Source organism: Acidimicrobiales bacterium (genome assembly GCA_035316325.1).
Taxonomy (GTDB): Bacteria; Actinomycetota; Acidimicrobiia; order Acidimicrobiales; family VFJN01; genus DASXTK01.
Map to the genome: position 1 here is coordinate 1 of DATHJB010000170.1, position 21,212 is coordinate 21,212.

25 protein-coding genes are annotated in these 21,212 nt (G+C 71.7%); 21 read left to right on the forward strand and 4 right to left on the reverse strand.

Annotated features, from left to right (window positions below):
• The coding region (locus VK611_22125; GenBank protein ID HMG44046.1) for a hypothetical protein at positions 1 to 275 on the reverse strand (275 nt) is incomplete at its 3' end.
• A 223-nt stretch (positions 276 to 498) separates the two neighbouring features.
• On the opposite strand from VK611_22125, the gene VK611_22130 reads away from it, so the two are divergent.
• A complete protein-coding gene (locus VK611_22130; protein ID HMG44047.1) occupies positions 499 to 2,193 on the forward strand; it encodes a putative glycoside hydrolase in 1,695 nt (564 codons plus the stop codon).
• Between the two features lie 55 nt (positions 2,194 to 2,248).
• On the opposite strand, the gene VK611_22135 is transcribed toward VK611_22130, so the two are convergent.
• Positions 2,249 to 2,788, reverse strand: coding sequence for a ferritin-like domain-containing protein (locus VK611_22135; protein HMG44048.1), 540 nt, complete (start codon positions 2,786 to 2,788; stop codon positions 2,249 to 2,251).
• A 94-nt stretch (positions 2,789 to 2,882) separates the two neighbouring features.
• Between VK611_22135 and VK611_22140 the strand changes: the two genes are divergently transcribed.
• Positions 2,883 to 3,467 (forward strand): sigma-70 family RNA polymerase sigma factor, encoded by a 585-nt coding sequence (locus VK611_22140; protein ID HMG44049.1) that lies wholly within the window; start codon positions 2,883 to 2,885, stop codon positions 3,465 to 3,467.
• On the forward strand, positions 3,460 to 3,699 hold the full coding sequence (gene rsrA, locus VK611_22145) for a mycothiol system anti-sigma-R factor (GenBank protein HMG44050.1): 240 nt from the start codon (positions 3,460 to 3,462) through the stop codon (positions 3,697 to 3,699). Before VK611_22140 ends, rsrA begins: the two co-directional genes overlap by 8 nt.
• A gap of 8 nt (positions 3,700 to 3,707) precedes the next feature.
• Here the strand turns inward: rsrA and VK611_22150 are convergent, their stop codons facing one another.
• Complete coding sequence (locus VK611_22150) at positions 3,708 to 4,532, reverse strand: sugar transferase (protein HMG44051.1); 825 nt, start codon at positions 4,530 to 4,532, stop codon at positions 3,708 to 3,710.
• Positions 4,533 to 4,939: 407 nt separating this feature from the next.
• On the opposite strand from VK611_22150, the gene VK611_22155 reads away from it, so the two are divergent.
• The 15 genes from VK611_22155 (at position 4,940) to VK611_22225 (ending at position 17,199) form a co-directional block, all read left to right on the forward strand.
• The gene (locus tag VK611_22155) at positions 4,940 to 5,074 is read left to right on the forward strand and encodes a hypothetical protein (protein HMG44052.1); all 135 of its coding nucleotides are present in this window, start codon (positions 4,940 to 4,942) and stop codon (positions 5,072 to 5,074) included.
• Positions 5,075 to 5,077: 3 nt separating this feature from the next.
• Positions 5,078 to 6,166 carry a zinc-dependent metalloprotease gene (locus VK611_22160; GenBank protein HMG44053.1) on the forward strand — a complete coding sequence of 363 codons (1,089 nt, stop codon included), beginning with the start codon at positions 5,078 to 5,080 and terminating at the stop codon, positions 6,164 to 6,166.
• Between the two features lie 35 nt (positions 6,167 to 6,201).
• Positions 6,202 to 7,074 carry a tRNA lysidine(34) synthetase TilS gene (gene tilS, locus VK611_22165; GenBank protein ID HMG44054.1) on the forward strand — a complete coding sequence of 291 codons (873 nt, stop codon included), beginning with the start codon at positions 6,202 to 6,204 and terminating at the stop codon, positions 7,072 to 7,074.
• A 79-nt stretch (positions 7,075 to 7,153) separates the two neighbouring features.
• Positions 7,154 to 7,717, forward strand: coding sequence for a hypoxanthine phosphoribosyltransferase (hpt, locus tag VK611_22170; GenBank protein ID HMG44055.1), 564 nt, complete (start codon positions 7,154 to 7,156; stop codon positions 7,715 to 7,717).
• 63 nt (positions 7,718 to 7,780) lie between these two features.
• Entirely contained in the window at positions 7,781 to 9,775 is a 1,995-nt protein-coding gene (gene ftsH, locus VK611_22175) for an ATP-dependent zinc metalloprotease FtsH (protein HMG44056.1), read from the forward strand.
• A complete protein-coding gene (gene folE / locus VK611_22180; protein HMG44057.1) occupies positions 9,772 to 10,386 on the forward strand; it encodes a GTP cyclohydrolase I FolE in 615 nt (204 codons plus the stop codon). The genes ftsH and folE overlap by 4 nt, the downstream gene beginning before the upstream one ends.
• Positions 10,387 to 10,418: 32 nt before the next feature.
• Positions 10,419 to 11,216, forward strand: a complete 798-nt coding sequence (gene folP / locus VK611_22185; protein HMG44058.1) for a dihydropteroate synthase — start codon at positions 10,419 to 10,421, stop codon at positions 11,214 to 11,216.
• 28 nt (positions 11,217 to 11,244) lie between these two features.
• Positions 11,245 to 11,757, forward strand: coding sequence for a hypothetical protein (locus VK611_22190; GenBank protein HMG44059.1), 513 nt, complete (start codon positions 11,245 to 11,247; stop codon positions 11,755 to 11,757).
• Positions 11,754 to 12,134, forward strand: a complete 381-nt coding sequence (folB, locus tag VK611_22195) for a dihydroneopterin aldolase (protein HMG44060.1) — start codon at positions 11,754 to 11,756, stop codon at positions 12,132 to 12,134. The genes VK611_22190 and folB overlap by 4 nt, the downstream gene beginning before the upstream one ends.
• Positions 12,131 to 12,583 carry a 2-amino-4-hydroxy-6-hydroxymethyldihydropteridine diphosphokinase gene (folK, locus tag VK611_22200; protein ID HMG44061.1) on the forward strand — a complete coding sequence of 151 codons (453 nt, stop codon included), beginning with the start codon at positions 12,131 to 12,133 and terminating at the stop codon, positions 12,581 to 12,583. Before folB ends, folK begins: the two co-directional genes overlap by 4 nt.
• A gap of 11 nt (positions 12,584 to 12,594) precedes the next feature.
• Positions 12,595 to 13,311 carry a DUF2520 domain-containing protein gene (locus VK611_22205; protein ID HMG44062.1) on the forward strand — a complete coding sequence of 239 codons (717 nt, stop codon included), beginning with the start codon at positions 12,595 to 12,597 and terminating at the stop codon, positions 13,309 to 13,311.
• A gap of 4 nt (positions 13,312 to 13,315) precedes the next feature.
• Positions 13,316 to 14,170, forward strand: coding sequence for a pantoate--beta-alanine ligase (gene panC / locus VK611_22210; protein HMG44063.1), 855 nt, complete (start codon positions 13,316 to 13,318; stop codon positions 14,168 to 14,170).
• Between the two features lie 30 nt (positions 14,171 to 14,200).
• The gene (gene panD / locus VK611_22215) at positions 14,201 to 14,626 is read left to right on the forward strand and encodes an aspartate 1-decarboxylase (protein ID HMG44064.1); all 426 of its coding nucleotides are present in this window, start codon (positions 14,201 to 14,203) and stop codon (positions 14,624 to 14,626) included.
• 35 nt (positions 14,627 to 14,661) lie between these two features.
• On the forward strand, positions 14,662 to 16,278 hold the full coding sequence (locus tag VK611_22220; GenBank protein ID HMG44065.1) for an FAD-binding protein: 1,617 nt from the start codon (positions 14,662 to 14,664) through the stop codon (positions 16,276 to 16,278).
• 54 nt (positions 16,279 to 16,332) lie between these two features.
• Complete coding sequence (locus tag VK611_22225; GenBank protein ID HMG44066.1) at positions 16,333 to 17,199, forward strand: phospholipid scramblase-related protein; 867 nt, start codon at positions 16,333 to 16,335, stop codon at positions 17,197 to 17,199.
• Between the two features lie 69 nt (positions 17,200 to 17,268).
• Here VK611_22225 and VK611_22230 read toward each other — a convergent pair whose 3' ends face one another.
• On the reverse strand, positions 17,269 to 18,279 hold the full coding sequence (locus tag VK611_22230; protein HMG44067.1) for a hypothetical protein: 1,011 nt from the start codon (positions 18,277 to 18,279) through the stop codon (positions 17,269 to 17,271).
• Positions 18,280 to 18,379: 100 nt separating this feature from the next.
• Here VK611_22230 and nadC point away from each other — a divergent pair, with 100 nt between their 5' ends.
• The 3 genes from nadC to VK611_22245 are packed head-to-tail and all read left to right on the forward strand — an operon-like array spanning position 18,380 to position 21,174.
• Positions 18,380 to 19,240 (forward strand): carboxylating nicotinate-nucleotide diphosphorylase, encoded by an 861-nt coding sequence (gene nadC / locus VK611_22235; GenBank protein ID HMG44068.1) that lies wholly within the window; start codon positions 18,380 to 18,382, stop codon positions 19,238 to 19,240.
• A gap of 22 nt (positions 19,241 to 19,262) precedes the next feature.
• Positions 19,263 to 20,177, forward strand: a complete 915-nt coding sequence (locus VK611_22240) for a DUF5996 family protein (GenBank protein ID HMG44069.1) — start codon at positions 19,263 to 19,265, stop codon at positions 20,175 to 20,177.
• A 1-nt stretch (position 20,178) separates the two neighbouring features.
• Positions 20,179 to 21,174, forward strand: coding sequence for an aldo/keto reductase (locus VK611_22245; GenBank protein ID HMG44070.1), 996 nt, complete (start codon positions 20,179 to 20,181; stop codon positions 21,172 to 21,174).
• Positions 21,175 to 21,212 lie beyond the last annotated feature (38 nt).

The following is a 21,212-nucleotide window of genomic DNA, read 5'->3' on the forward strand; positions in this document are numbered from 1 at the left end:
GGGTAGGCACCACCGAGATCGCGCAGATACGCGACGCCGCCGTCTCCGTGAAGCGGGGCGACATGCGCTGGGGCGGTGGCTTCGGCGTCGAAGCCGAAGCCACCGCCCCAGCGCATGTCGCCCCGCTTCACGGAGACGGCGGCGTCGCGTATCTGCGCGATCTCGGTGGTGCCTACCCGGGCGGGCGGATCGGTCGGCGCTATCGAGTCGAGCCCGTCGATCGACGCGATCGACGGCAGCGCGGCTGCTCCCACGATGAACGTTCGGCGCTCCACAGCGTCTACCCCTTCGATTCCCACATCACTGAACCTCCCCTGTGATGTGTGGACGATCATCGTGCCACAGGCTTAACCGGTCCTTACCCGGCGTTGAGGCCACAATGTGCGGCGAAATAGCGACATTTTCGGAATATGGCCGCACTCCGAGCCCCTCGGGCCGCGGAGTGTGGTCATCGCCCACTCGGTGGCGATGGGAGACTCGGGGACAGTGACGTCGATCATGAAGAAGGACCGGAACCGGGGCCCGAACCGCCGCGGCGGATCGCTCGGTTTCGGGCCGCGCTCGCTGCACCTCGAGCGCGACGATCGGCGGCCGGACCGGCGCACCCGCTTCCGTCGCCTGCGCCGGCTCGACTTCGGGGCGGTGTTCGCCTGGGTGCTCGGCGTCGGCACGATCGTGCTGGTGCTGGTGCTCGGCTACAAGGGCACGCGCGTCCACGTCGACCAGGCGGGCCTCGACGACGACAGCGCCCTCAACGCCCTCAGCGTCGCCGCGCTCGACGTGCGCATCACCTTCGAGTCGACCGACGAGGCCAAGGAGTCGCAGCTCCGCTTCGACGGCGAGCCCGTCGAGGAGCCGGAGATCGAGGGCAAGGTCCTGCGCTGGAAGCCGCCCGCCGACCTGGAGGAGGGTGGCCATCGGCTGGAGCTGGAGGTGCCCCGGGCCCTGCTGAGCAACGCCCAGTTCCGCTGGGACTTCACGCTCGACACCACCCCGCCCACGATCGAGGCGCCGCCGGTGGTCGAGGCCGTCGACATCGACCAGCCCGCCGAGGTGGCCGGCAAGGTGGAGGAAGGGGCGACGCTGCGGGTGGGCGGCCGCCGCGCGGAGGTGGCCGACGACGGCGCCTTCTCCGTGTCGTTCCCCCAGCCGCCGGCCGGAGCGGTGGTGTTCGAAGCGGTCGACGCCGCCGGCAACCGGGCCACCACCAGCGTCGTCGTGCCGGTCACCTACCCCGCCGTGCGCTCCGTCCACGTCACCGCGGCGGCCTGGAGCGAGCCGGCCCTGCGGAACCGCGTCCTGCAGCTGATCGACGAGAAGCGCATCGACGCCGTGCAACTCGACCTCAAGGACGAGACCGGCGTCGTCGGCTTCGACACCGACGTGCCGCTCGCCCACCAGATCGGCGCCGTCACCGAGTACTACGACCTCGACGCGGCCGTCGCCGCCATCACCGACCGCGGCGCCCGGGTGGTCGGCCGGGTGGCGGCCTTCAAGGACCCCAAGCTGGCCCAGGCGGCGTGGGCGGCGGGCCGGCGGGAGCAGGTGATCCAGGCGCCGGGGGGCGGTCCGTACAACGAGCCCGGCCAGTTCACGAACTTCGCCAACGCCGAGGTGCAGCGCTACAACCTCGACGTCGCCCTCGACGCCGTCGAGCGGGGCGTGCACGACATCGTGTGGGACGAGGTTCGCCGTCCGGGCGACGATCCCACCAACGTGGTCGTGCCCGGGGTGCAGGGCTCGGCCAGCGAGGCGCTGGTCGGCTTCCTCGCCGGCGCCCACACGGAGCTGCGCCGGCGGGGTGCCTACCAGGGGGTCGGGGTGCTGGGCCTGTCGGTCGACCGGGGCGACCTCGTCGACCAGGACGTGGCCCAGATGGCCCGCCACGTCGACTACGTGGTGCCCACCATCCACCCCGCCTACTGGGGCAACGGCGAGTTCGGCGTCGCCAACCCCGTCCGCCAGCCCGGCGACCTGGTGGCCCGGGTCGTCAGCCGCTTCGGCGAGGTGACCCAGAACAGCGGTGCCCGGTTCGTCCCGTCGCTGCAGGACTTCAGCGCCCGCGGCATCGGCTACGGCGACGCCGAGATCCGCGCCCAGATCGACGCGGCGCGCGCCGCGGGCGCGGTCGGCTTCGTCCTCTGGGACCCCTCGGTCACCTACACGGCGAGCGCTCTGGACCCCCGCCCCTGACCGAAACTTCGACAGAGTTGGTTGCTATGGCGCCATCTCTGTCGAAGTTTCGGGTTCAGGCGGTCGGCTCCAGGTCGGCGAGGAGGTTGAGGAGGTCGTCGGCGTGCTCCTCCTCGACGGCCAGGATGTCCTCCATGAGGCGGCGGGTCGTCGGGTCCTTGTCGCCGAGCCACTGCACGATCTCGGCGTACGACTCGATGGCGATGCGCTCCGCCACCAGGTCCTCCTTGATCATGCCGACGAGGGTGTCGCCCTCGACGTACTCGGCGTGGGAGCGGTCCTCGATGCCGATCGGCGAGAAGTTCGGCTCGCCCTGCAGCTGCACGATGCGCAGGGCGATGCGGTCGGCGTGGCCCAGCTCCTCGTTGGCGTGCTGCAGGAACTCGTCGGCCACCGGCCCGGCGGCGATGCCGTCGGCCATGAAGTAGTGGCGCTTGTAGCGCAGCACGCACACGATCTCGGTGGCCAGCGCCTCGTTGAGCACCTCGATCACCTGCTTGCGGTCGGCCCCGTAGGCGTCGGTGATCGGCCCCTCGTCCATCTTCGCCCGCGCGCGCTCGCGGATGGTCTTGATGTCGGTCAGAAAGCTGGACATGTAGCGAACTTACCCCTGTCCCTCCACACCTAGGCGGAGTAGTGACGGGCCCATGTCAACGAGCCTCAATACGAGCCGATAGCGTCTCGTTCATATGGCCGATCGGGCACGGTTCACCGACCAGACGATGGATTTGATGCCGTCGCTGTACTCGGCGGCCCTGCGCATGACGCGCAACCGCGCCGACGCCGAGGACCTCGTCCAGGAGACCTACCTGCGGGCCTACCGGGGCTTCAACGGCTTCGAGGAGGGCACCAACCTCAAGGCCTGGCTGTACCGGATCCTCACGAACACGTACATCAACTCGTACCGAGCCAAGAAGCGCCGCCCCGACGAGACCGAGCTCGACGACGTGGAGGACCTCTACCTCTACCACCGCATCGGCGGGCTCGAGGCCGCGATGGCCGGTCGCAGCGCCGAGGACGAGCTGCTCGACCGCTTCACCGAGTCCGAGGTGAAGGAGGCCGTCGAGGAGCTGCCGGAGAACTTCCGCATGGCCGTTCTACTTGCGGACGTCGAGGGCTTCTCGTACAAAGAGATCGCGGAGATACTCGATATTCCGATCGGGACCGTCATGAGTCGGTTGCACCGGGGAAGAAAGGCGCTCCAGAAGCGGTTGTACGAGTTCGCCGTGGAGCGGAACCTCACCGACGCCGATCCCACGAATGCTCATGTCTGACTGCAAAGACGCACTCCATCAGCTCTTCGACTTCCTCGACGGCGAGCTGACCACAGACAAGAAGGCCGCGATCCAGCACCACCTGGACACGTGCCAGCCCTGCGCCGAGCCCTACGACTTCGAGGCCGAGCTGCGGCTCGTCATCCGCAAGAAGTGCGCGGAGGCCGTGCCCGAGTCGCTCATGGCGAAGATCCGCAAGGCCATCGAGGCGGAGCCGGTCCCGCCCCAATAGGCGCGGCCTCAGTAGGCGCCGCGGCTGGTGAGCACCGCCAGCGGCGTCTTCACCAGGATCTTCACGTCGAGCCAGAACGTCCAGCTGTCGACGTAGTCGCGGTCGATCCCCACCCGCTCGGGGTAGCCCACGCCCGACCGGCCGTTCACCTGCCAGGCCCCGGTGAGCCCGGGCTTCACGGCCATGTAGGCGTCGCCGTCCTCGCCATAGCGCTCCAGCTCGCTGGGGACGATCGGCCGGGGTCCCACCAGGCTCATGTCGCCGCGCAGCACGTTGAGCAGCTGCGGCAGCTCGTCGAGGCTCGCCCGGCGCAGGAAGCGGCCCATCGGCGTGACCCGGCTGTCCATCGACGGCGGCAGCTTGAAGTCGTTGTCGACGTACTGCTGCCACAGCTCCGGGTCGCTGCGGAGCATGGCGTCGGCGTCGCGGTGCATGGTGCGGAACTTGAGCATCCCGAACGTGCGGCCGCCGCGCCCGACGCGCTGGTGGACGAAGAACGCCGGCCGGCCCGACGTCACCACGACGATGCCGGCGATCAGCAGGCCGACGACGCACATGAACGGGAGCGCGGCCAGCACGACGACGAGATCGAGCGCGCGCTTGGCACGTGACCTGCCCGGGCGGCTCGTCGGCGCCGTCCGAGGATCCCGCCGATCGAGCGTCGGGGCGTCCGCCTGTGGCCCGTCGCCGGTCGCAGAAGGATCCCAGGCGCGCGGCACAGCGCGCTCGTCAGTCGCCGTCGAGGCCGGCGTGCTGCCCGTCCCAGCCCGCGGTTCAATGGCGCGGCTGTCGCCGGAGTGCTCCATCTGCCTGTCGCCCCCAGTCTTCCCCATCTAGGTCGACGGACCCATCGCCTACCGGGCGGAAAGTTAGCAGCGCGTTAGCGCGACTGCGCCGGCGTCGAAAGCCCGCGGAAATTGGGCCAAAACTGCGACTACTCAGAGGGGGCGCGGGAATACGGAGAATCGTCCCCGTGTTGGGTCGAACATGGAGGAGCGCGCTCTATCGGGGGAAAGGGTCATCAGCGCTTCGAGCCAGTCTCGGACGTTTCCGCACGGCCGGGTCTGCTCCGAAGACGGTTGCCGGACCCGTCTCTCGATCTACAACGAGAGCGAGTACTGCTCGCTGCACCACCGCGCGGTCACGCCGCGCACACGGGGACGCAAGATCGCGTAGCCGGGGAACGAAAGGTGCAGGGGGGAGTTCGCGGACCGCCACGCGGTCCCCTACCATGCGCGGCATGCTTGCCGTGATCTGGCACTTCTGGCTCGGGGTCGCCTTGGCGGCCGGAGCCATCCTGACCGTGGTCATGATGGTCGCCGGCTACTTCAGGACGGTGGAATCCCAGCGCTACCCCTCCCGGAAGCAGCGCTAGCAGATGGCCGGGCCGGTCGACTGGGGGATGGCCGAGCGGGTCGCGATCCGGGTCGCCGGTCGGGAGCCGCTGGCGGCGTCCTACCACTACGACCGCCTGACGTCCGACTTCGCCGAGGTCACCACCGAGGCCGAGGAGCTGGTGGCCGAGGCCACCGGGCTGCGCTCCGCCGGCGGTCCCGCCCGCGCCCGGGTGGTGGGCCGCGACGGCTGGGTCCGCGCCAACCTCGCCAGCTTCGAACGGTTGCTGCGGCCCTTCACCGAGCGACTGGCCGAGCGGCTCGACACCCACACGGGCATCCGCGCCGTGCCCGCGCAGGTCGCGCGCCGCACCGCGGGCCTCGAGGTGGGCGTGCTGCTGGGCTGGATGTCCACCCGGGTGCTGGGCCAGTACGACCTCCTGATCATCGAGGACGAGAGCCCCGAGGACCAGGACGTCGTCTACTACGTGGGCCCCAACGTGCTGGCGCTGGAGAAGCGCTTCGGCTTCCCGCCCCGGGAGTTCCGGCTGTGGCTGGCGCTCCACGAGGTCACCCACCGGGCCCAGTTCACCGGCATCCCCTGGCTGCGGGAGCACTTCCTGTCGCTGGTGGAGAAGTCGCTCGACGCCGTCGACCCCGACCCGAAGCGCTTCATCGACGCGCTGGGCCGGGTGATCGACGAGGTGCGCGCCGGCCGCAGCCCGCTCGACGAGGGCGGCATCGCCTCGCTGTTGGCCGGGCCGGAGCAGCGCGAGCTGTTCGGCCGCATCGGCGGGATGATGAGCCTGCTCGAGGGCCACGGCGACGTGACGATGGACCGGGCCGGCGAGGGCCGGGTGCCCTCGGCGCCGCGGTTCTCGCGGGCGCTGCGGGACCGGCGCCAGCAGGCCGGCGGCATGGCCAAGGTCGCCCAGCGCCTGCTGGGCATCGAGGCGAAGATGAACCAGTACCGGCAGGGCGAGGCCTTCATCGCCTACGTGGAGGCCCACGGCGGGCCGGACGCCCTGGAGGCCGCCTGGCGCGGTCCCGAGTGGCTCCCCACCCTCGCCGAGATCCGCGCCCCCCAGGAGTGGCTCGACCGTGTGCGCCTCTCCGAAGAGCTCGTCGGCTGACGAGCCGTCCCCTTTCTGTCTTCGCTGAGCACGTCATGACGTACTCAGCGAAGACAGAAGCGCTGTTGACCCGCTGCACGTTCCCGTCAGCGGGCACGGCGGTCGACGTGGCGGTATCGGGCGGGGCCGACTCCCTGGCGCTGCTGGTGCTGGCGGTCGAGGCGGGCTGCGTCGTCACCGCCCACCACGTCGACCACGGGTTGCGTCCCGGCTCCGCCGACGAGGCGACGCTCGTGCAGGCGGCGGCGGAGCGGTTCGGGGCAGGGTCCGAGGCACACCGGGTCGACGTCGAGCCGGGGCCGAACCTGGAGGCGCGGGCACGGGCGGCCCGCTACGCCATGCTGCCCGAGGGGGTGCTCACCGGCCACACCGCCGACGACCAGGCGGAGACGGTGCTGCTGAACCTGCTGCGGGGCGCCGGTCTCGACGGTCTGGCGGGGATGGCGCCGGAACGCCGTCCGCTGCGGCGGCTGCGCCGGGCCGAGACCGTCGAGCTGTGCCGGTCGCTCGGCCTGGAGCCCTTCCACGATCCCTCCAACGACGACCCGGCGTTCCGTCGCAACCGGGTCCGCCACGAGGTGCTGCCGCTCCTGTCCGACGTCGCCGGCCGTGACGTCGTCCCGATCCTCGCCCGTCAGGCCGACCTCCTCCGCGACGACGCCGAGCTGCTCGACGCCCTCGCCGCCGACGTCACCGAGATCCGCGACGCGCCGGTCGCCCTGGCCCGCCGCTCGATCCGGCGGTGGCTCCGCGAGGCGGGGGGTCCGGAGCGGCACCCGCCGGACGCCGCGACGGTCGCCCGGGTGCTGGCCGTGGCCCGTGGTGAGTCCGTCGGGTGCGACGTGGGCGGCGGGTGGCGGGTGGTCCGCTCGAAGAACCGGTTGACGCTGCAACAACCCTCTGACTGAGACCGCTACCCCGTTCCAACCACCCCGCCGCCGCCCCAAGCGGTCTCGGGCTTCGCCGAGGCCATTACTCTCTACCGCCATGCCGCCCTCGTCGCCGCCGCCAGAGCATCACTTCGACGACCCGAAGCTCGGCCCCGTCGTGGTGTCGTCGGCCCAGATCGCCGAGCGCATCAAGGTCATGGGCGCCGAGATCACCAAGGACTACGAGGGCCGGTCGCCGCTGTTCGTCTGCGTCCTCAAGGGCGCCTTCATCTTCCTCGCCGACCTGGTGCGCGAGGTGCACCTGCCGGTGGAGGTCGACTTCATGGCGGTGTCGTCGTACGGGGCGTCCACCAAGTCGTCCGGCGTCGTCCGCATCGTGAAGGACCTGGAGATGGACCTGCTGGGCCGCGACGTGGTGCTGGTGGAGGACATCGTCGACTCGGGCCTCACCCTCAACTACCTCTCCAAGAGCCTCCAGGCCCGCGACCCCGCCAGCCTCGAGGTGTGCGCCCTGTTCGTGCGCCAGGGCAACCAGAAGACCGCGCTGAAGCTGCGCTACGTCGGCTTCGAGATCCCGCCGTCGTTCGTGCTCGGTTACGGGCTCGACGTCGCCGAGCGCTTCCGGAACCTTCCGTACGTCTGCGAGCACGCTGCGGAGTAGTTGGGTTGAACCCCGTGGCCGAGGGGTAGTCCGCGGCCGCTCACAGGTAGTCTGGCCCGCACCGTGAAACGCATCCCTCGTTCGGCGCTCGTCTACCTGCTCATCATCTTCGCGGTCCTCTTCCTCGGTGCGCAGCTGCTGCGCGAGGGACCGGAGCGCGAAGACCTCGACTACACGACGTTCATGGACAAGGTCGACGACGGCGACGTCGTCACGGCCACGATCAAGGACAAGAGCCACGTCGTCGAGGGCAAGCTGCGGGACGACTCCGACTACCGGGCGACCTTCGTCGCCGAGTCGGCCGACGAGATGGTCGAGGAGCTGCGCGACGCCGAGCCCGCGGTCGAGGTCACCGTCGACCAGCAGGACGAGTCGGTGTGGACGTCGCTGCTGTTCAGCCTCCTTCCGATGGTGATCCTGATCGGGGCCTTCCTGCTGGTGCTCAACGCCATGCAGGGCGGCGGCGGACGGGTGATGCAGTTCGGCAAGTCGAAGGCCAAGCAGGTCAGCAAGGACCAGCCGTCGGTGATGTTCACCGACGTGGCCGGCTGCGACGAGGCCGTCGAGGAGCTGCAGGAGATCAAGGACTTCCTGCAGGACCCGTCGCGCTTCCAGGCCATCGGCGCCCGCATCCCCAAGGGCGTGCTGCTCTATGGCCCGCCGGGTACCGGCAAGACTCTGCTGGCCCGGGCGGTGGCCGGCGAAGCGGGCGTCCCGTTCTTCGCCATCTCCGGCTCCGACTTCGTCGAGATGTTCGTCGGCGTCGGCGCCAGCCGGGTGCGCGACCTGTTCGAGAAGGCCAAGGAAGCGGCGCCGGCGATCGTGTTCGTCGACGAGATCGACGCCGTCGGCCGCCACCGCGGCTCCGGCATGGGCGGCGGCCACGACGAGCGGGAGCAGACCCTCAACCAGCTGCTGGTCGAGATGGACGGGTTCGACGCCCAGACCGGCGTCATCCTGATCGCCGCCACCAACCGCCCCGACATCCTCGACCCGGCGCTGCTGCGGCCCGGGCGGTTCGACCGCCAGATCGTGGTCGACCAGCCCGACCTCGAGGGCCGCAAGGCCATCCTCGACGTGCACGCCAAGGGCAAGCCGTTGGCCGGTGACGTGCGGCTCGAGGTGCTGGCCCGGCGCACCCCCGGCTTCACCGGCGCCGACCTCGCCAACCTCATGAACGAGGCGGCCCTGCTGACGGCCCGCCGCAGCGCCCCCGACATCACCATGCACGCGCTGGAGGAGTCGATCGACCGGGTGCTGGCCGGCCCCGAACGCAAGACCCGGGTGATGTCCGAGAAGGAGAAGCTGGTCATCGCCTACCACGAGGGCGGCCACACGCTGGTCGGCCACGTGCTGCAGGGCACCGACCCGATCCACAAGGTGTCGATCGTCGCCCGCGGCCGGGCGCTGGGCTGGACGCTCGCCCTCCCCACCGAGGACAAGTACCTGAAGACCCGCACGGAGCTGGTCGACTCGATGACCATGCTGCTGGGTGGGCGCACCGCCGAGGAGATCGTCTTCGGCGAGCCGACCACCGGCGCCAGCGACGACATCGAGCGCTGCACCGAGATCGCCCGCAAGATGGTCACCACCTACGGGATGAGCGACCGACTGGGTCCGCAGCAGCTGACCACGGGCGGCCAGACCGGCTTCGCCAGCCCCAACGGCGGCGGCAACGAGAGCACCTACTCCGACGAGGTGGCCGGCATGATCGACCGCGAGGTGCGGCGGCTGGTCGACGGTGCCCACGACCGGGCCCGGGCCATCCTGGAGACCCACCGGTCGACGCTCGACCGCCTGGCCGACGAGCTGGTCGAGAAGGAGACCCTCGACGACGCCGACCTGGCCGAGGTGTTCGGCCCGATCGACAAGGGCGCCGGCATCGAGATGCCCGAGCGTTCGCGCGACGACGAGCCCTACGACGACGACTACGGCCGGCGCGTGCCGGTGGGCGCGGCGTCGATGAACATCTCCAGCGTGCAGGTGGCGGTGCCTGCCCCGACCTGGCGGCAGCGTCTCTCGCGCTGGCTGGGCACCCGGGCACCGCGGCCGACATGACCGACGGCAACGGCAAGCGCGGCGACACCCGCACCGACAGCCAGATCGACCAGCCCCGCATCGCCAGGGCGGTGCGGGAGATCCTCGAGGCCATCGGCGAGGACCCCGACCGCGACGGCCTGCAGAACACCCCCGACCGGGTCGCCCGCATGTACGCGGAGATCACCTCCGGGCTCCACGAGCAGGCCGACACCCACCTGTCGGTCACGTTCGAGGCCGGTCACGACGAGATGGTCATGGTCCGCGACATCCCCGTCTACTCGCTCTGTGAGCACCACATGCTGCCCTTCGTGGGCAAGGCGCATGTGGCGTACATCCCCGGCGACGACGGGCAGATCACCGGGCTGTCGAAGCTGGCCCGGCTGGTCGACGCCTACGCCAAGCGGCTGCAGGTGCAGGAGAAGCTCACCGTGCAGATCGCCGACGAGATCGACAGCACCCTGCTGCCCAAGGGTGTGATGGTGGTGATCGAGGCCGAGCACCTGTGCATGACCATGCGCGGCGTGCGCAAGCCGGGGGCCACCACGGTGACCTCGGCCGTGCGGGGCCTGTTCCGCACCAACGTGGCCACCCGCGAGGAAGCGATGCGTTTCGTGGTCGGCCAGCGCTGACCGCCACCAGTACGGGACTACAGTCCAATGCCGTGCCTCCGCTGGTGATGGGTGTCGTCAACGTCACCCCTGACTCGTTTTCCGACGGTGGGCGGTACCTCGACCACGCAGCCGCGATCGCCCACGGACGGGCTCTCGTGGCGCAGGGGGCCGACATCGTCGACGTGGGCGGCGAGTCGACCCGGCCGGGTGCCGACCCCGTCCCCTCGGCCGACGAGCTGGGCCGCGTCCTGCCGGTGGTGGAGGGCCTCGTCGCCGCGGGCGTGCGGGTCTCGATCGACACCCGCAAGGCCGACGTGGCCGAGGCCGCGGTGGCGGCCGGGGCGAGCCTGATCAACGACGTGTCGGCGACGCTCGCCGACGTGGCCGCGGCGACCGGGGCCGGCTTCGTCGCCATGCACATGCTGGGCGACCCCCGCACCATGCAGCGCGAGCCCCAGTACCGCGACGTGGTCGCCGAGGTGCGCGACTTCCTGGTCGAGCGGGCCGAGGCGGCGGTGAAGGCGGGCGTCGGCGAGGTGTGGATCGACCCCGGCATCGGGTTCGGCAAGAACCTCGAGCACAACCTCGATCTCCTGGCCAACCTCGACGACCTGGTCGCCACGGGGTTCCCGGTGGTGGTCGCCACCAGCCGCAAGAGCTCGCTGGGCGTGCTCCTCGGCCAGGCCGATCGGGCGGGCGCAACGCCCCCGGTGCACGACCGGCTCGAGGGATCGTTGGCCACCGCGGCGTGGGCTCTGTGGCGCGGCGCGGCGATGGTTCGGGTCCACGAAGTTGCGGAGACCATGCGGGTGGTGCGCAAAGTGCGGGCGCTAATGGCGGCGGCATGATCTGGAAGGAAGGCATCTCGTGGCAGCCATGAAGGGCAAGTGGGCCCAGGGCATCACCCCGCGCAACTTCGTGTGGGTGCTCAAGGACCGACTGGCCATCGCCGAACGTCCCGGGGGCTACGGCACCAACCACCGTCGCGTCCGCCGGCAGGAGGAGATCATCTGGATCCGGGAGCAAGGCTTCACCCGGGTGATCTCGCTGATCTCCGCCACCCACAACCTGCACAACTACGACGAGCTGGGCGTGGCCTGGTTGCACCGTCCGTTGCGCCCGACCGACGACCTGCCCTCGTTCCAGGCGTCGCTCTACAACGAGATCCGTCACCTGCTGTCGGTCGGCGAGAAGGTGCTCGTCCACCGCGAGGAGGTCGGTGACAGCATCTGTGGTCTGGTCGCCGGCTACCTGCTGTGGGCCGGGCTGGTGCCGTACGGGCCGCAGGCGATCTCGGTGACCGAGCGGCTGACGTCGCGGCAGCTGGGCCCGCAGGGTCGGCAGCTGGTCGCGAACGCCGACCTGCTGCGCCAGCACCAGGCGTCGTGACCGACCGGATCGACCGGATCGAGCTGCGCGGCCTGGTCGTCATGGCCCGGGTGGGCGTGTTGCCCTTCGAGCAGGAGCAGGACCAGCCGATCGAGCTCGACGTCGACGTGGTGACCGACCTGCGGGCGGCCGGCGCGTCGGACGTCCTCACCGACACGATCCACTACGGCGAGGTCTGTGCGGTCGTCGAGGCCGCCATGCAGAAGGAGTCGGTGGGGCTGCTGGAGCGGCTGGCGACGGTGGTGGCCGAGGCGGTGCTCGCCGTCGACGTGCGCATCGCCGCCGTCGAGGTGGCGGCCCGCAAGCTGCGTCCGCCCGTGCCGCAGCAGCTCGCCACCTCCGGGGTGCGGATCACCCGCTCCCGACCGGCGGCGTGACCCGGGCGTTCCTCGGGCTCGGGTCGAACGTCGGCGACCGCGAGGGGTTCCTGCGGGAGGCCGTGGCGTCGCTGGAGGACGTCGGGCTGAAGGCCGTGTCGCCCCGGTACGAGACCGACCCGGTGGGCGGCCCGGAGCAGGGCGCCTTCCTGAACCTGGTGGTGGAGCTCGACACCGAGCTGTCGGCCCGGGAGCTGCTGGCCGTGTGCCGGCGCCTGGAGGCCGCGGCGGACCGGCTGCGGGAGGTGCGCTGGGGGCCGAGGACGCTCGACGTGGACGTGCTGTGGATCGACGGGGTCACGGTCGACGAGGACGATCTGGTCGTGCCCCATCCCCGCATGTGGGAGCGTCGCTTCGTGCTGGCGCCGCTGCACGACCTGGCCCCCGACCTGGTCTCCGCTGACGCCCTGGCCGGGGCCGAGGGCCACGTGGAGCGCGTCGAGTCGTAGGCTCATCCGTGGTGACCACCGTGCGCATCATCGGTCCCGGTCGGGCGGGGACCTCGCTGGCCCTGGCGCTGACCAACGCCGGTTGCGACGTGGCGCCGATGCTGGGCCGGGACGACGACCTGAGCGGCGCCGCCCACCACGTGAACGTCCTGGTGATCGCCACGCCCGACGCCGCGATCGGGGCGGTGGCCGAGGCGGTCGAGCCCGACCCGGCGACGGTCGTCGTCCACCTGGCGGGGTCGCTGGGCCTCGACGTGCTGGCGCCGCACGCCCGGCGGGCCGCGCTGCATCCCCTGGTCGCCCTGCCCAACCCCGACATCGGGTCGAAGCGCCTGGTGGGCGCCTGGTTCGCGGTGACGGGCGACCGGTTCGTCCGCACGCTGGTCGACGCCGTGTACGGCCGGGCCATCCCCGTCGACGACGAGCACCGGGCCACCTACCACGCCGCCGCGTCGATCGCCGCCAACCACCTCGTGGCGCTCATGGGGCAGGTGCGGCGGATCGGGGCCGTGGCCGGCGTGCCCTTCGAGGCCTACCTCGACCTGGCCCGGGCCGCGCTCGACGACGTCGCCGCCCTCGGTCCGGCCGACGCCCTCACCGGCCCGGTCGCCCGCGGCGACGAGGTGACGGTCCAGCGCCACCTCGACGCCCTCCCCGACGACGAGCGCCCCGCCTACGAGGCCCTCGCCGCCGCCGCCCGTCGCCTGGCGAAGGGAACCACGAGGTGACCCGGTGAGTCCTCCGCTGCAGGTGACGGGCATCGGGGAGCTGCGGACCACGCTCGACTTCGAGCGCTCGGTGGAGCGCACGATCGGCTTCGTGCCCACCATGGGCTACCTGCACGAGGGCCACGCCTCGCTGATGCGGCGGGCGACCGAGGAGACCGACGTGGTGGTCGCCTCGATCTTCGTCAACCCGCTGCAGTTCGGCGCCGGCGAGGATCTCGACGCCTACCCCCGCGACCTGGCCCGCGACACGGCGCTCGCCAACGACAACGGCGTCGACCTGCTGTTCGTGCCCGACGCCGCCGAGATGTACCCCCGGCCGCTGCTCACCACGGTGTCGGTGGCCGAGGTGTCGGAGCGGTTGGAGGGCGCCACCCGCCCCACCCACTTCGCGGGCGTGGCCACCGTGGTCGCCAAGCTGTTCAACATCGTCGGCCCCTGCCGGGCCTACTTCGGCGAGAAGGACTTCCAGCAGATCGCCGTCGTGCGCCGCATGGTGGCCGACCTGTCGTTCCCGGTCCACGTGGTCGACTGCCCGACGCTGCGGGAGCCCGACGGCCTGGCGATGTCGTCGCGCAACAGCTACCTGACCCCCGACGAGCGGGCCGCGGCCCCGGTCGTCCACCGGGCGCTCCTCGTGGGCGCGGCGGCCATCCAGGAGGGCGAGCGCGACCCCGCCGCGGTGCGGGAGCGGATGGCCGCGATGATCGCCAAGGAACCCCTCGGGGAACTGGACTACGTGGCCGTGGTCGAAGCAGACTCACTGGCGGTACCTGACACCCTCTCGGGGAATCTACGGCTGCTCGCAGCTGTTCGGTTCGGGCGGGCCAGGCTTATCGACAACGTGGGGGTGACCGCATGACGGCACCCACCTCAGGAGGTCAAACAGCCCATGCGACGCCGCATGCTCAAGTCGAAGATCCACCGTGCGACGGTCACCGACGCGAACTTGCACTACGTGGGGTCGATCACGGTCGATCCCGAGCTGTTGGCAACGGCCGACATCCTCGAGCACGAGCAGGTGGCCGTGGTCGACATCGACAACGGCGCCCGATTCGAGACGTACACGATCGCCGGACGGCCGGGGTCGGGTGACATGTGCCTCAACGGCGCCGCCGCCCGCCTGGTGCAGCCGGGCGACCGCATCATCGTGATCAGCTACGCCGAGTACGAGTCGGCCGAGCTGGAGGACTACGCGCCGCGGATCGTGCACGTCGACGCCGCCAACCGGCAGGTCGACGACGCCACGGCCGAGCTGCTGGCGTCGGCGCAGGCGCGGCACGCGCCCCACCGCTACGCGGAGGTGCCGGCCAGCTGACGATCTCCGGCCCGGCGGCCGAGCCGCTCGACCTCCTGGTCCTCGGGTCCGGGGTCGCCGGGCTGTCGGCGGCGGTGCGGGCCGCGGAGGCGCACGGCCTGCGGGTCGGGGTGCTCACCAAGGGCGACCTCGACCAGGCCACCACCCGCTGGGCACAGGGCGGCGTGGCGGCCGTGCTGGGCGGCGACGAGGCCGACAGCACCGACCTCCACCTGGCCGACACGCTGGGCGCCGGCGCCGACCTGTGCGACGTCGACGCCGTGCGGGTGCTGGTCGACGAGGGCCCGGCCCGGGTCACCGAGCTGATCGCCCTCGGCGCCACGTTCGACCTCGACGCCGACGGCTCGCTCGCCAAGGCCCGCGAGGGCGGCCACAGCCACCCCCGCATCGTCCACGCCGGCGGTGCCGCCACCGGCGTCGAGGTCGAGCGGGCACTCGTCGCCGCGGTGCGGGAGACCGCGGCGGCGATCTACGAGCAGACCTTCGCCAGCAAGCTGCTGGTCGAGCACGGGCGCTGCGTCGGGGTCCGCGCGCTACCCGGCCTCGCCGGCCACGGCCGTGTGCTCGGCAATTCCGGCCTCGCCGGCCACGGCCGTGTGCTCGGCGACGGCGAGGTGGAGGTGCGGGCGCGGCACGTGCTGGTCGCCACCGGTGGCGCCGGCCAGCTGTTCGCCGTCACCACCAACCCGGCCGAGGCCACCGGCGACGGCATCGCCATGGCGCTGCGGGCGGGAGCGGCCGTGGCCGACGTCGAGTTCGTGCAGTTCCACCCGACCGCCCTGCACCACCCGGCCCGGCCCAAGCCGCTGCTGTCGGAGGCGCTCCGGGGCCACGGGGCGCTGCTGCGGAACGGGAAGGGCGAGCGCTTCGTCGACGAGCTGCTGCCCCGCGATCGGGTCAGCCGGGCCATCACCCGGGTCCTGCTCGACGAGGGCACCGACCACGTGTGGCTCGACGCCACCGGGCTGGAGCGGTTCGCCGAGCGGTTCCCGACCATCAACGCCGCGCTCGACGAGGTGGGCCTCGACCCCGCCACGGAGTGGCTGCCCGTCGCCCCCGCGGCCCACTACAGCTGCGGCGGCATCCTCGCCGACCTCGACGGCGCCACGACGCTGCCCGGCCTGTGGGTCGCCGGCGAGGCGGCCGGCAACGGCGTCCACGGCGCCAACCGCCTGGCGTCGAACTCGCTGCTCGACGGGATGGTGTTCGGCCCCCGGGTGGTCGAGGCGGTGGAGCGGGGCAAGGACGGCCCCGACCCGACCGGTGCCATGCGGGCGTTCCTGCAGGCCGACGGCAGTCCCGGCGACGGCCGCGCCATCCCGGGCGTGCGGCTGGCGGCACCCAAGCTGCCGACCGGCGTCCCGGGCGACGAGCCCGCGGCGCGGGCGGCCCTGCAGCGGGCGCTCACCGAGCACGCCGGGGTCCTGCGGTCGGTCGGTTCCCTGGCCGCCGCGCTCGAAGCGGCCCAGGTCGCCGCGGCGACCGCCCCCCGCGACACCGTCGCCGGCCAGGAGCTGCTGAACCTGGCGACCGTCGGGGCCTCCCTGAGCGCCGCCGCGACGGCCCGCGAGGAGACCCGCGGCGCCCACGCCCGGAGCGACTTCCCCGAGCGCTCGGCCGACCTCGCGGTGAGGTTCGTCGTCAAGGCGTAACGGTTGTCACGCTGCTGATTGCTGGCCGGGCCGTGTTGCTACGGTGGGCTCCCTATGTCAGATCAGCAGGCAGCGGGCGCCCCAGGGCCTGCCCAAACTCAGCAACCCCAGCACGCTCCGGGCTGGTATCCCGACCCCTTCGGCCGCCACGAGACGCGCTGGTGGGACGGTGCGAACTGGAGCGAGCACGTCGCCTCGCACGGTCGCCAGGCCGTCGATCCCCCGCAGGGCGGCGGCCACATCCCCCAGGTGAACCGGCCCACCGAGAAGGTCGTCCGCGACGTGCAGAGCGTCGGCGGCGCCGTCACCCCGCAGGGCGGCGGCACGCTCTTCACCGAGCCGGTGCTGGTGGTGAACCAGAAGGCCAAGCTCATCGAGGTCAACAACGAGTACGCCATCTACAACCAGCACGGCCAGCAGCTCGGCGCGGTGCGCCAGGTCGGTCAGAACGCGCTGAAGAAGGCCATCCGGATCTTCACCAGCTACGACCAGTTCATGACCCACAAGCTGCAGATCGTCGACCTGCAGGGCAACGTGCTGATGGCGCTCACCCGGCCGGCCAAGGTGCTCAAGTCGCGCATCATCGTGCAGGACGCCATGGGCACCGAGGTGGGCCAGATCGTCCAGCAGAACGCCATCGGCAAGATCCGCTTCGGGCTCGAGTCGGGTGGCACCACTTGGGGCTCCATCAACGCCGAGAACTGGCGGGCCTGGAACTTCAACGTACTGGACCACACCGGCGCCGAGGTGGCCCGCATCACCAAGACGTGGGAGGGCTTCGCCAAGACGATGTTCACCACGGCCGACAACTACGTCGTGCAGATCCACCGGCCGCTGGAGGAACCGTTGCGGTCCCTGGTGGTCGCCGCCGCGCTGGGTGTCGACACCGCCCTGAAGCAGGACGCCCGCGGCTTCGGCTGAGGGCGCAACACCGAAACCTCGACAGGAGTGGTGGCTAGAGCGCCACTGGTGTCGAAGTTTCGCCTGGGGTCAGCCGTCCTTGGACTGGAGGGAGCCGCGACCGGACGCGGCGACCTCCTCCTCCAGGCCGTCCCAGGCCGTGGGGTCGACGTCGAGCTCGCGGTCGAGGAACGCCACCAGGACCCGGTCGAGGAGCGCCCCGTCCGCGCTCCCGAAGAGCGAGGTGTGGGTGCCTTCGTCGAGCAGCAGCAACGCCATCCGCCCCGGCCGCTGGGCGAACACGGCCTCGCTGATGGCCGGGACGACGCCCGGGTCCTTCCGGCCGTGGACCAGCAGCATCGGCGTGGCGAACTCGGCGTCGTAGGCGCCGGTGGGGTACAGCAGCGGGCCGCCCGAGATGGCCACGACGGCCTTGACGCGCGGGTCCTCGCAGCAGCTGTTCTCGAACCCGAAGACCGTGGCCGAGCCCAGTGAGTGCCCGCCGACGGCGATCCGGTCGGGGTCGATGCTGTCGGCCAGCGGGTCGTCGGAGCGGTCGGCGCGCTCCAGGAGGGTGTCGATCACGAAGCTCATGTCGCCCGGCTGGTTGACCAGGTCGACGTCGGTGGCGATGCCCTCCTGGCTGAGCGGGAACGTCGGCAGGGCGACGACGTAGCCGGCGCTGGCCCAGCGCTTCGCCGGGGCGACGAGGCTGGCGCCCGAGCCGTTCCAGCCGTGCGCGAACACCAGCAGCGGGAAGGGGCCGGTGGCGGGCTCGGCGTCGTCGGTGTCGGGCGGCGGGCCGCTGCCGTCGGCGAGGCCGCTGCCGTCGGTGGGCGGCTCCTCGGCGTCGGTGGGGTACAGGACGGTGAGCCCGACGGTGCGGTCGTCGGCGGCCGCGACGCCCCGGTCGGGTGCCGCGGGCGTGGTGCGGCCGGCGTCGACCAGCGTCTCGGTGTGCGAGCCGACGCCGAAGGGCCGGCGGTCGGGGATCGGGGCCGGCGCCGACGTGGTGGTCGTCGTCGGAGGCTCGTCGCCCGAGGCGTCGCCCGAGTCGCCCGAGCCGGCCGTGGTCAGCAGGGCCAGCACGATCGCGCTCACAGCGATGTACTGCACCGTACGTGGCCGCGTTTGCCCTGGATGCCGCCCACTTGTCGCCACGATCTGTGAGTCTGTCGCGTGGCCCGCAAGACTGCACCCGATGCACGAGTTTCATGCGCCCGTCACTGCCGTCCGCGAGGCGGTCGGCCGCGCTCTCGTCGAGGACCTCACGCCGCTGGGCGACATCACCTCGGCGCTGCTGCCACCCGACCTCCAGGCCCGGGCCTTGTTCGTTCCCCGCGACGACGGGGTGCTCGCCGGCTGCCGCTGCGTCGACGAGTCGTTCCGGCAGGTCGACGAGACGGTGCAGGTCGCCTGGTCGGCCGACGACGGCGACAAGGTGGTCGCCGGCCAGACCGTCGCCGAGGTGCGTGGGCCGCTGGTGTCGATCCTGACGGGGGAGCGGACCGCGCTGAACTTCCTCGGCCACCTGTCGGGGATCGCCACGCTGACGGCCCGGTTCGTCGCCGCCGTGGAGGCCGCCGGCGGGGCGCTGCGCGTGTGGGACACCCGCAAGACCACGCCGGGGCTGCGGTCGCTGGAGAAGGCGGCGGTGCGGGCCGGGGGCGGGTCGAACCACCGGGGCAACCTGTCGGAGTGGGTGCTGCTGAAGGACAACCACCTGGAGCTGATGTCGATCACCGACGCCGTGGCCACCGCCCGGCGCCGCTGGCCGGGCCGCACCGTTCAGGTGGAGTGCGCCGACGCCCAGATGGTGTCGGAGGCGGTGAAGGCCCAGGCCGACGCCCTGCTGCTCGACAACATGTCGCCGGCCGCGGTGCGGTCGGTGGTGATGAAGGTGCGGGCCGACCACCCCACCCGGCCGCTGCTGGAGATCTCCGGCCGCATCGACCTCGACCGCATCAGCGCCTACGCCACGACGGGCGCCGACCTGGTCTCGATCGGCGCCCTGACCCACTCGGCCCCGGTCCTCGACATCGGCCTCGACGTCGTGAAGTGACGGGGGTCGTAGCCTCTTGACCATGTGGCCGGAACTGGTGGTCGACGAGTGGAGCGACACTCGGGACACCCTGCACATGTGGACCCAGATCGTCGGCAAGGTGCGCATGGAGCTCACGCCGCTGGTGAACCACTGGTGGAACGTGCCGCTGTACGTGTCGACCCGGGGGCTCACCACGTCGCCGATCCCGTACCGCGGCCGCAGCTTCGCCATGACGTTCGACTTCGTGGCCCACGAGCTGGTCATCGAGACCGACGACCCCGAACGGCGCACCGTCGCCCTGGCACCGAAGCCGGTGGCGGTGTTCTACGAGGAGACGCTGGCGGCGCTGGAGAGCCTCGACATCGAGGTGCACATCCTGGCCCGGCCGGTCGAGGTCGAGAAGTCCATCCCCTTCGCCGAGGACTACGAGCACGCCTCCTACGATCCCGACGCCGCCCACCGGTTCTGGCGGCTCCTGGTGCACTGCGACCGGGTCTTCGGTGCCTTCCGCGCCCGCTACCTGGGGAAGGTCAGCCCGGTGCACGTGTTCTGGGGTGGGCTCGACCTCGCCCTCACCCGGTTCTCCGGCCGGACCGCCCCCAAGCACCCGGGCGGCGTGCCCAACTGCGGCGCCTGGGTCATGGAAGAGGCCTACTCCCACGAGGTGTCGAGCGCCGGCTACTTCCCCGCCGGCGGGCGTGAGGGCGCCTTCTACTCCTACGCCTATCCCGAGCCGGCCGGGTACGCCGCCTACCCGGTGGCGGACGGCGTCACCTACGACGCCCAGCTGGGCGAGTTCCTGCTGCCGTACGAGGTGGTGCGCACGGCCGACGACCCGGACGCCGTGCTGCTCGACTTCCTGCAGACCACCTACGCCGCGGCGGCCGACCTGGGCGGCTGGGACCGCGCCGCGCTCGAACGCCACGACGACGACCCGAAGCACGAGGAGCACTGACATGACCGTCCCCACCCGCACCCTCGGTCCCGACGCGCTCCCGGTCGGAGCGCTCGGTCTCGGCTGCATGAGCATGAGCGCCGTCTACGGCCCCGGCGACGACGCCGACGCGCTCGCCACCATCGACCGGGCGATCGAGCGCGGCGTCACCCTCTTCGACACCGCCGACATCTACGGCGCCACCACCAACGAGGAGCTGGTCGGCAAGGCGCTGGCGGCGCGGCGCGACGACGTGGTGATCGCCACCAAGTTCGGCATCCTGCTCGAATCGTTCCCCCCGAGGAACGCCGACGGTCGCCCCGAGTACGTGCACTCGGCGTGCGACGCGTCGCTGGGCCGCCTCGGCGTCGATCACATCGACCTCTACTACCAGCACCGCGCCGACACGTCCGTCCCCATCGAGGAGACCGTGGGCGCCATGGCCGAGCTGGTCGCCGCCGGGAAGGTGCGGCACCTGGGGCTGTCGGAGGCCTCGGTCGACACCATCCGCCGGGCCGCCGCCACCCACCCGATCACGGCGCTGCAGTCCGAGTGGTCGCTGTGGACCCGCGACATCGAGGACGAGATCGTCGGCGTGTGCCGGGAGCTGGGCATCGGCATCGTCCCGTACAGCCCGCTGGGCCGGGGGATGCTGACGGGCACCGTGACCGGCCACGACGACATCGGCGACGGCGACTTCCGCCGGGGCGTCCCCCGCTTCCAGGGCGAGAACCTCGACCTGAACCTGCGCCTGGTCGACGAGGTGAAGGCCGTGGCGTCGGCGCACGGGACGACTCCGGCGCAGGTGGCGCTGGCGTGGCTGCTGGCGAAGGGCGACGACGTCGTCCCCATCCCCGGCACCAAGCGGCCCGGTCGGCTGGACGAGAACCTCGGCTCCCTCGACGTGGAGCTCACCGGCGACGACCTCACCCGCCTCGACGCCCTCCGCCCGGTCGGCGCCCGCTCCGCCGACCCCGGCTGGGTCAACCGCTCCACCCCGCCGCTCGCCACCGGCTGACCGCCCGGCGGCGGTTTCGGGGGCGGCGGAGCCCAGCG

Coding starts and splice junctions, on each gene's coding strand:
- hpt (HMG44055.1), top strand. CDS start 7,154: ATGCCGCCCTCGTCGCCGCCGCCAGAGCATCACTTCGACGACCCGAAG.
- VK611_22190 (HMG44059.1), top strand. CDS start 11,245: ATGAAGGGCAAGTGGGCCCAGGGCATCACCCCGCGCAACTTCGTGTGG.
- VK611_22140 (HMG44049.1), top strand. CDS start 2,883: ATGGCCGATCGGGCACGGTTCACCGACCAGACGATGGATTTGATGCCG.
- VK611_22130 (HMG44047.1), top strand. CDS start 499: ATGAAGAAGGACCGGAACCGGGGCCCGAACCGCCGCGGCGGATCGCTC.
- folE (HMG44057.1), top strand. CDS start 9,772: ATGACCGACGGCAACGGCAAGCGCGGCGACACCCGCACCGACAGCCAG.
- tilS (HMG44054.1), top strand. CDS start 6,202: ATGACGTACTCAGCGAAGACAGAAGCGCTGTTGACCCGCTGCACGTTC.
- VK611_22150 (HMG44051.1), bottom strand. CDS start 4,532: ATGGGGAAGACTGGGGGCGACAGGCAGATGGAGCACTCCGGCGACAGC.
- VK611_22245 (HMG44070.1), top strand. CDS start 20,179: ATGACCGTCCCCACCCGCACCCTCGGTCCCGACGCGCTCCCGGTCGGA.
- VK611_22225 (HMG44066.1), top strand. CDS start 16,333: ATGTCAGATCAGCAGGCAGCGGGCGCCCCAGGGCCTGCCCAAACTCAG.
- VK611_22240 (HMG44069.1), top strand. CDS start 19,263: ATGTGGCCGGAACTGGTGGTCGACGAGTGGAGCGACACTCGGGACACC.
- VK611_22155 (HMG44052.1), top strand. CDS start 4,940: ATGCTTGCCGTGATCTGGCACTTCTGGCTCGGGGTCGCCTTGGCGGCC.
- panD (HMG44064.1), top strand. CDS start 14,201: ATGCGACGCCGCATGCTCAAGTCGAAGATCCACCGTGCGACGGTCACC.
- VK611_22135 (HMG44048.1), bottom strand. CDS start 2,788: ATGTCCAGCTTTCTGACCGACATCAAGACCATCCGCGAGCGCGCGCGG.
- nadC (HMG44068.1), top strand. CDS start 18,380: ATGCACGAGTTTCATGCGCCCGTCACTGCCGTCCGCGAGGCGGTCGGC.
- VK611_22160 (HMG44053.1), top strand. CDS start 5,078: ATGGCCGGGCCGGTCGACTGGGGGATGGCCGAGCGGGTCGCGATCCGG.
- rsrA (HMG44050.1), top strand. CDS start 3,460: ATGTCTGACTGCAAAGACGCACTCCATCAGCTCTTCGACTTCCTCGAC.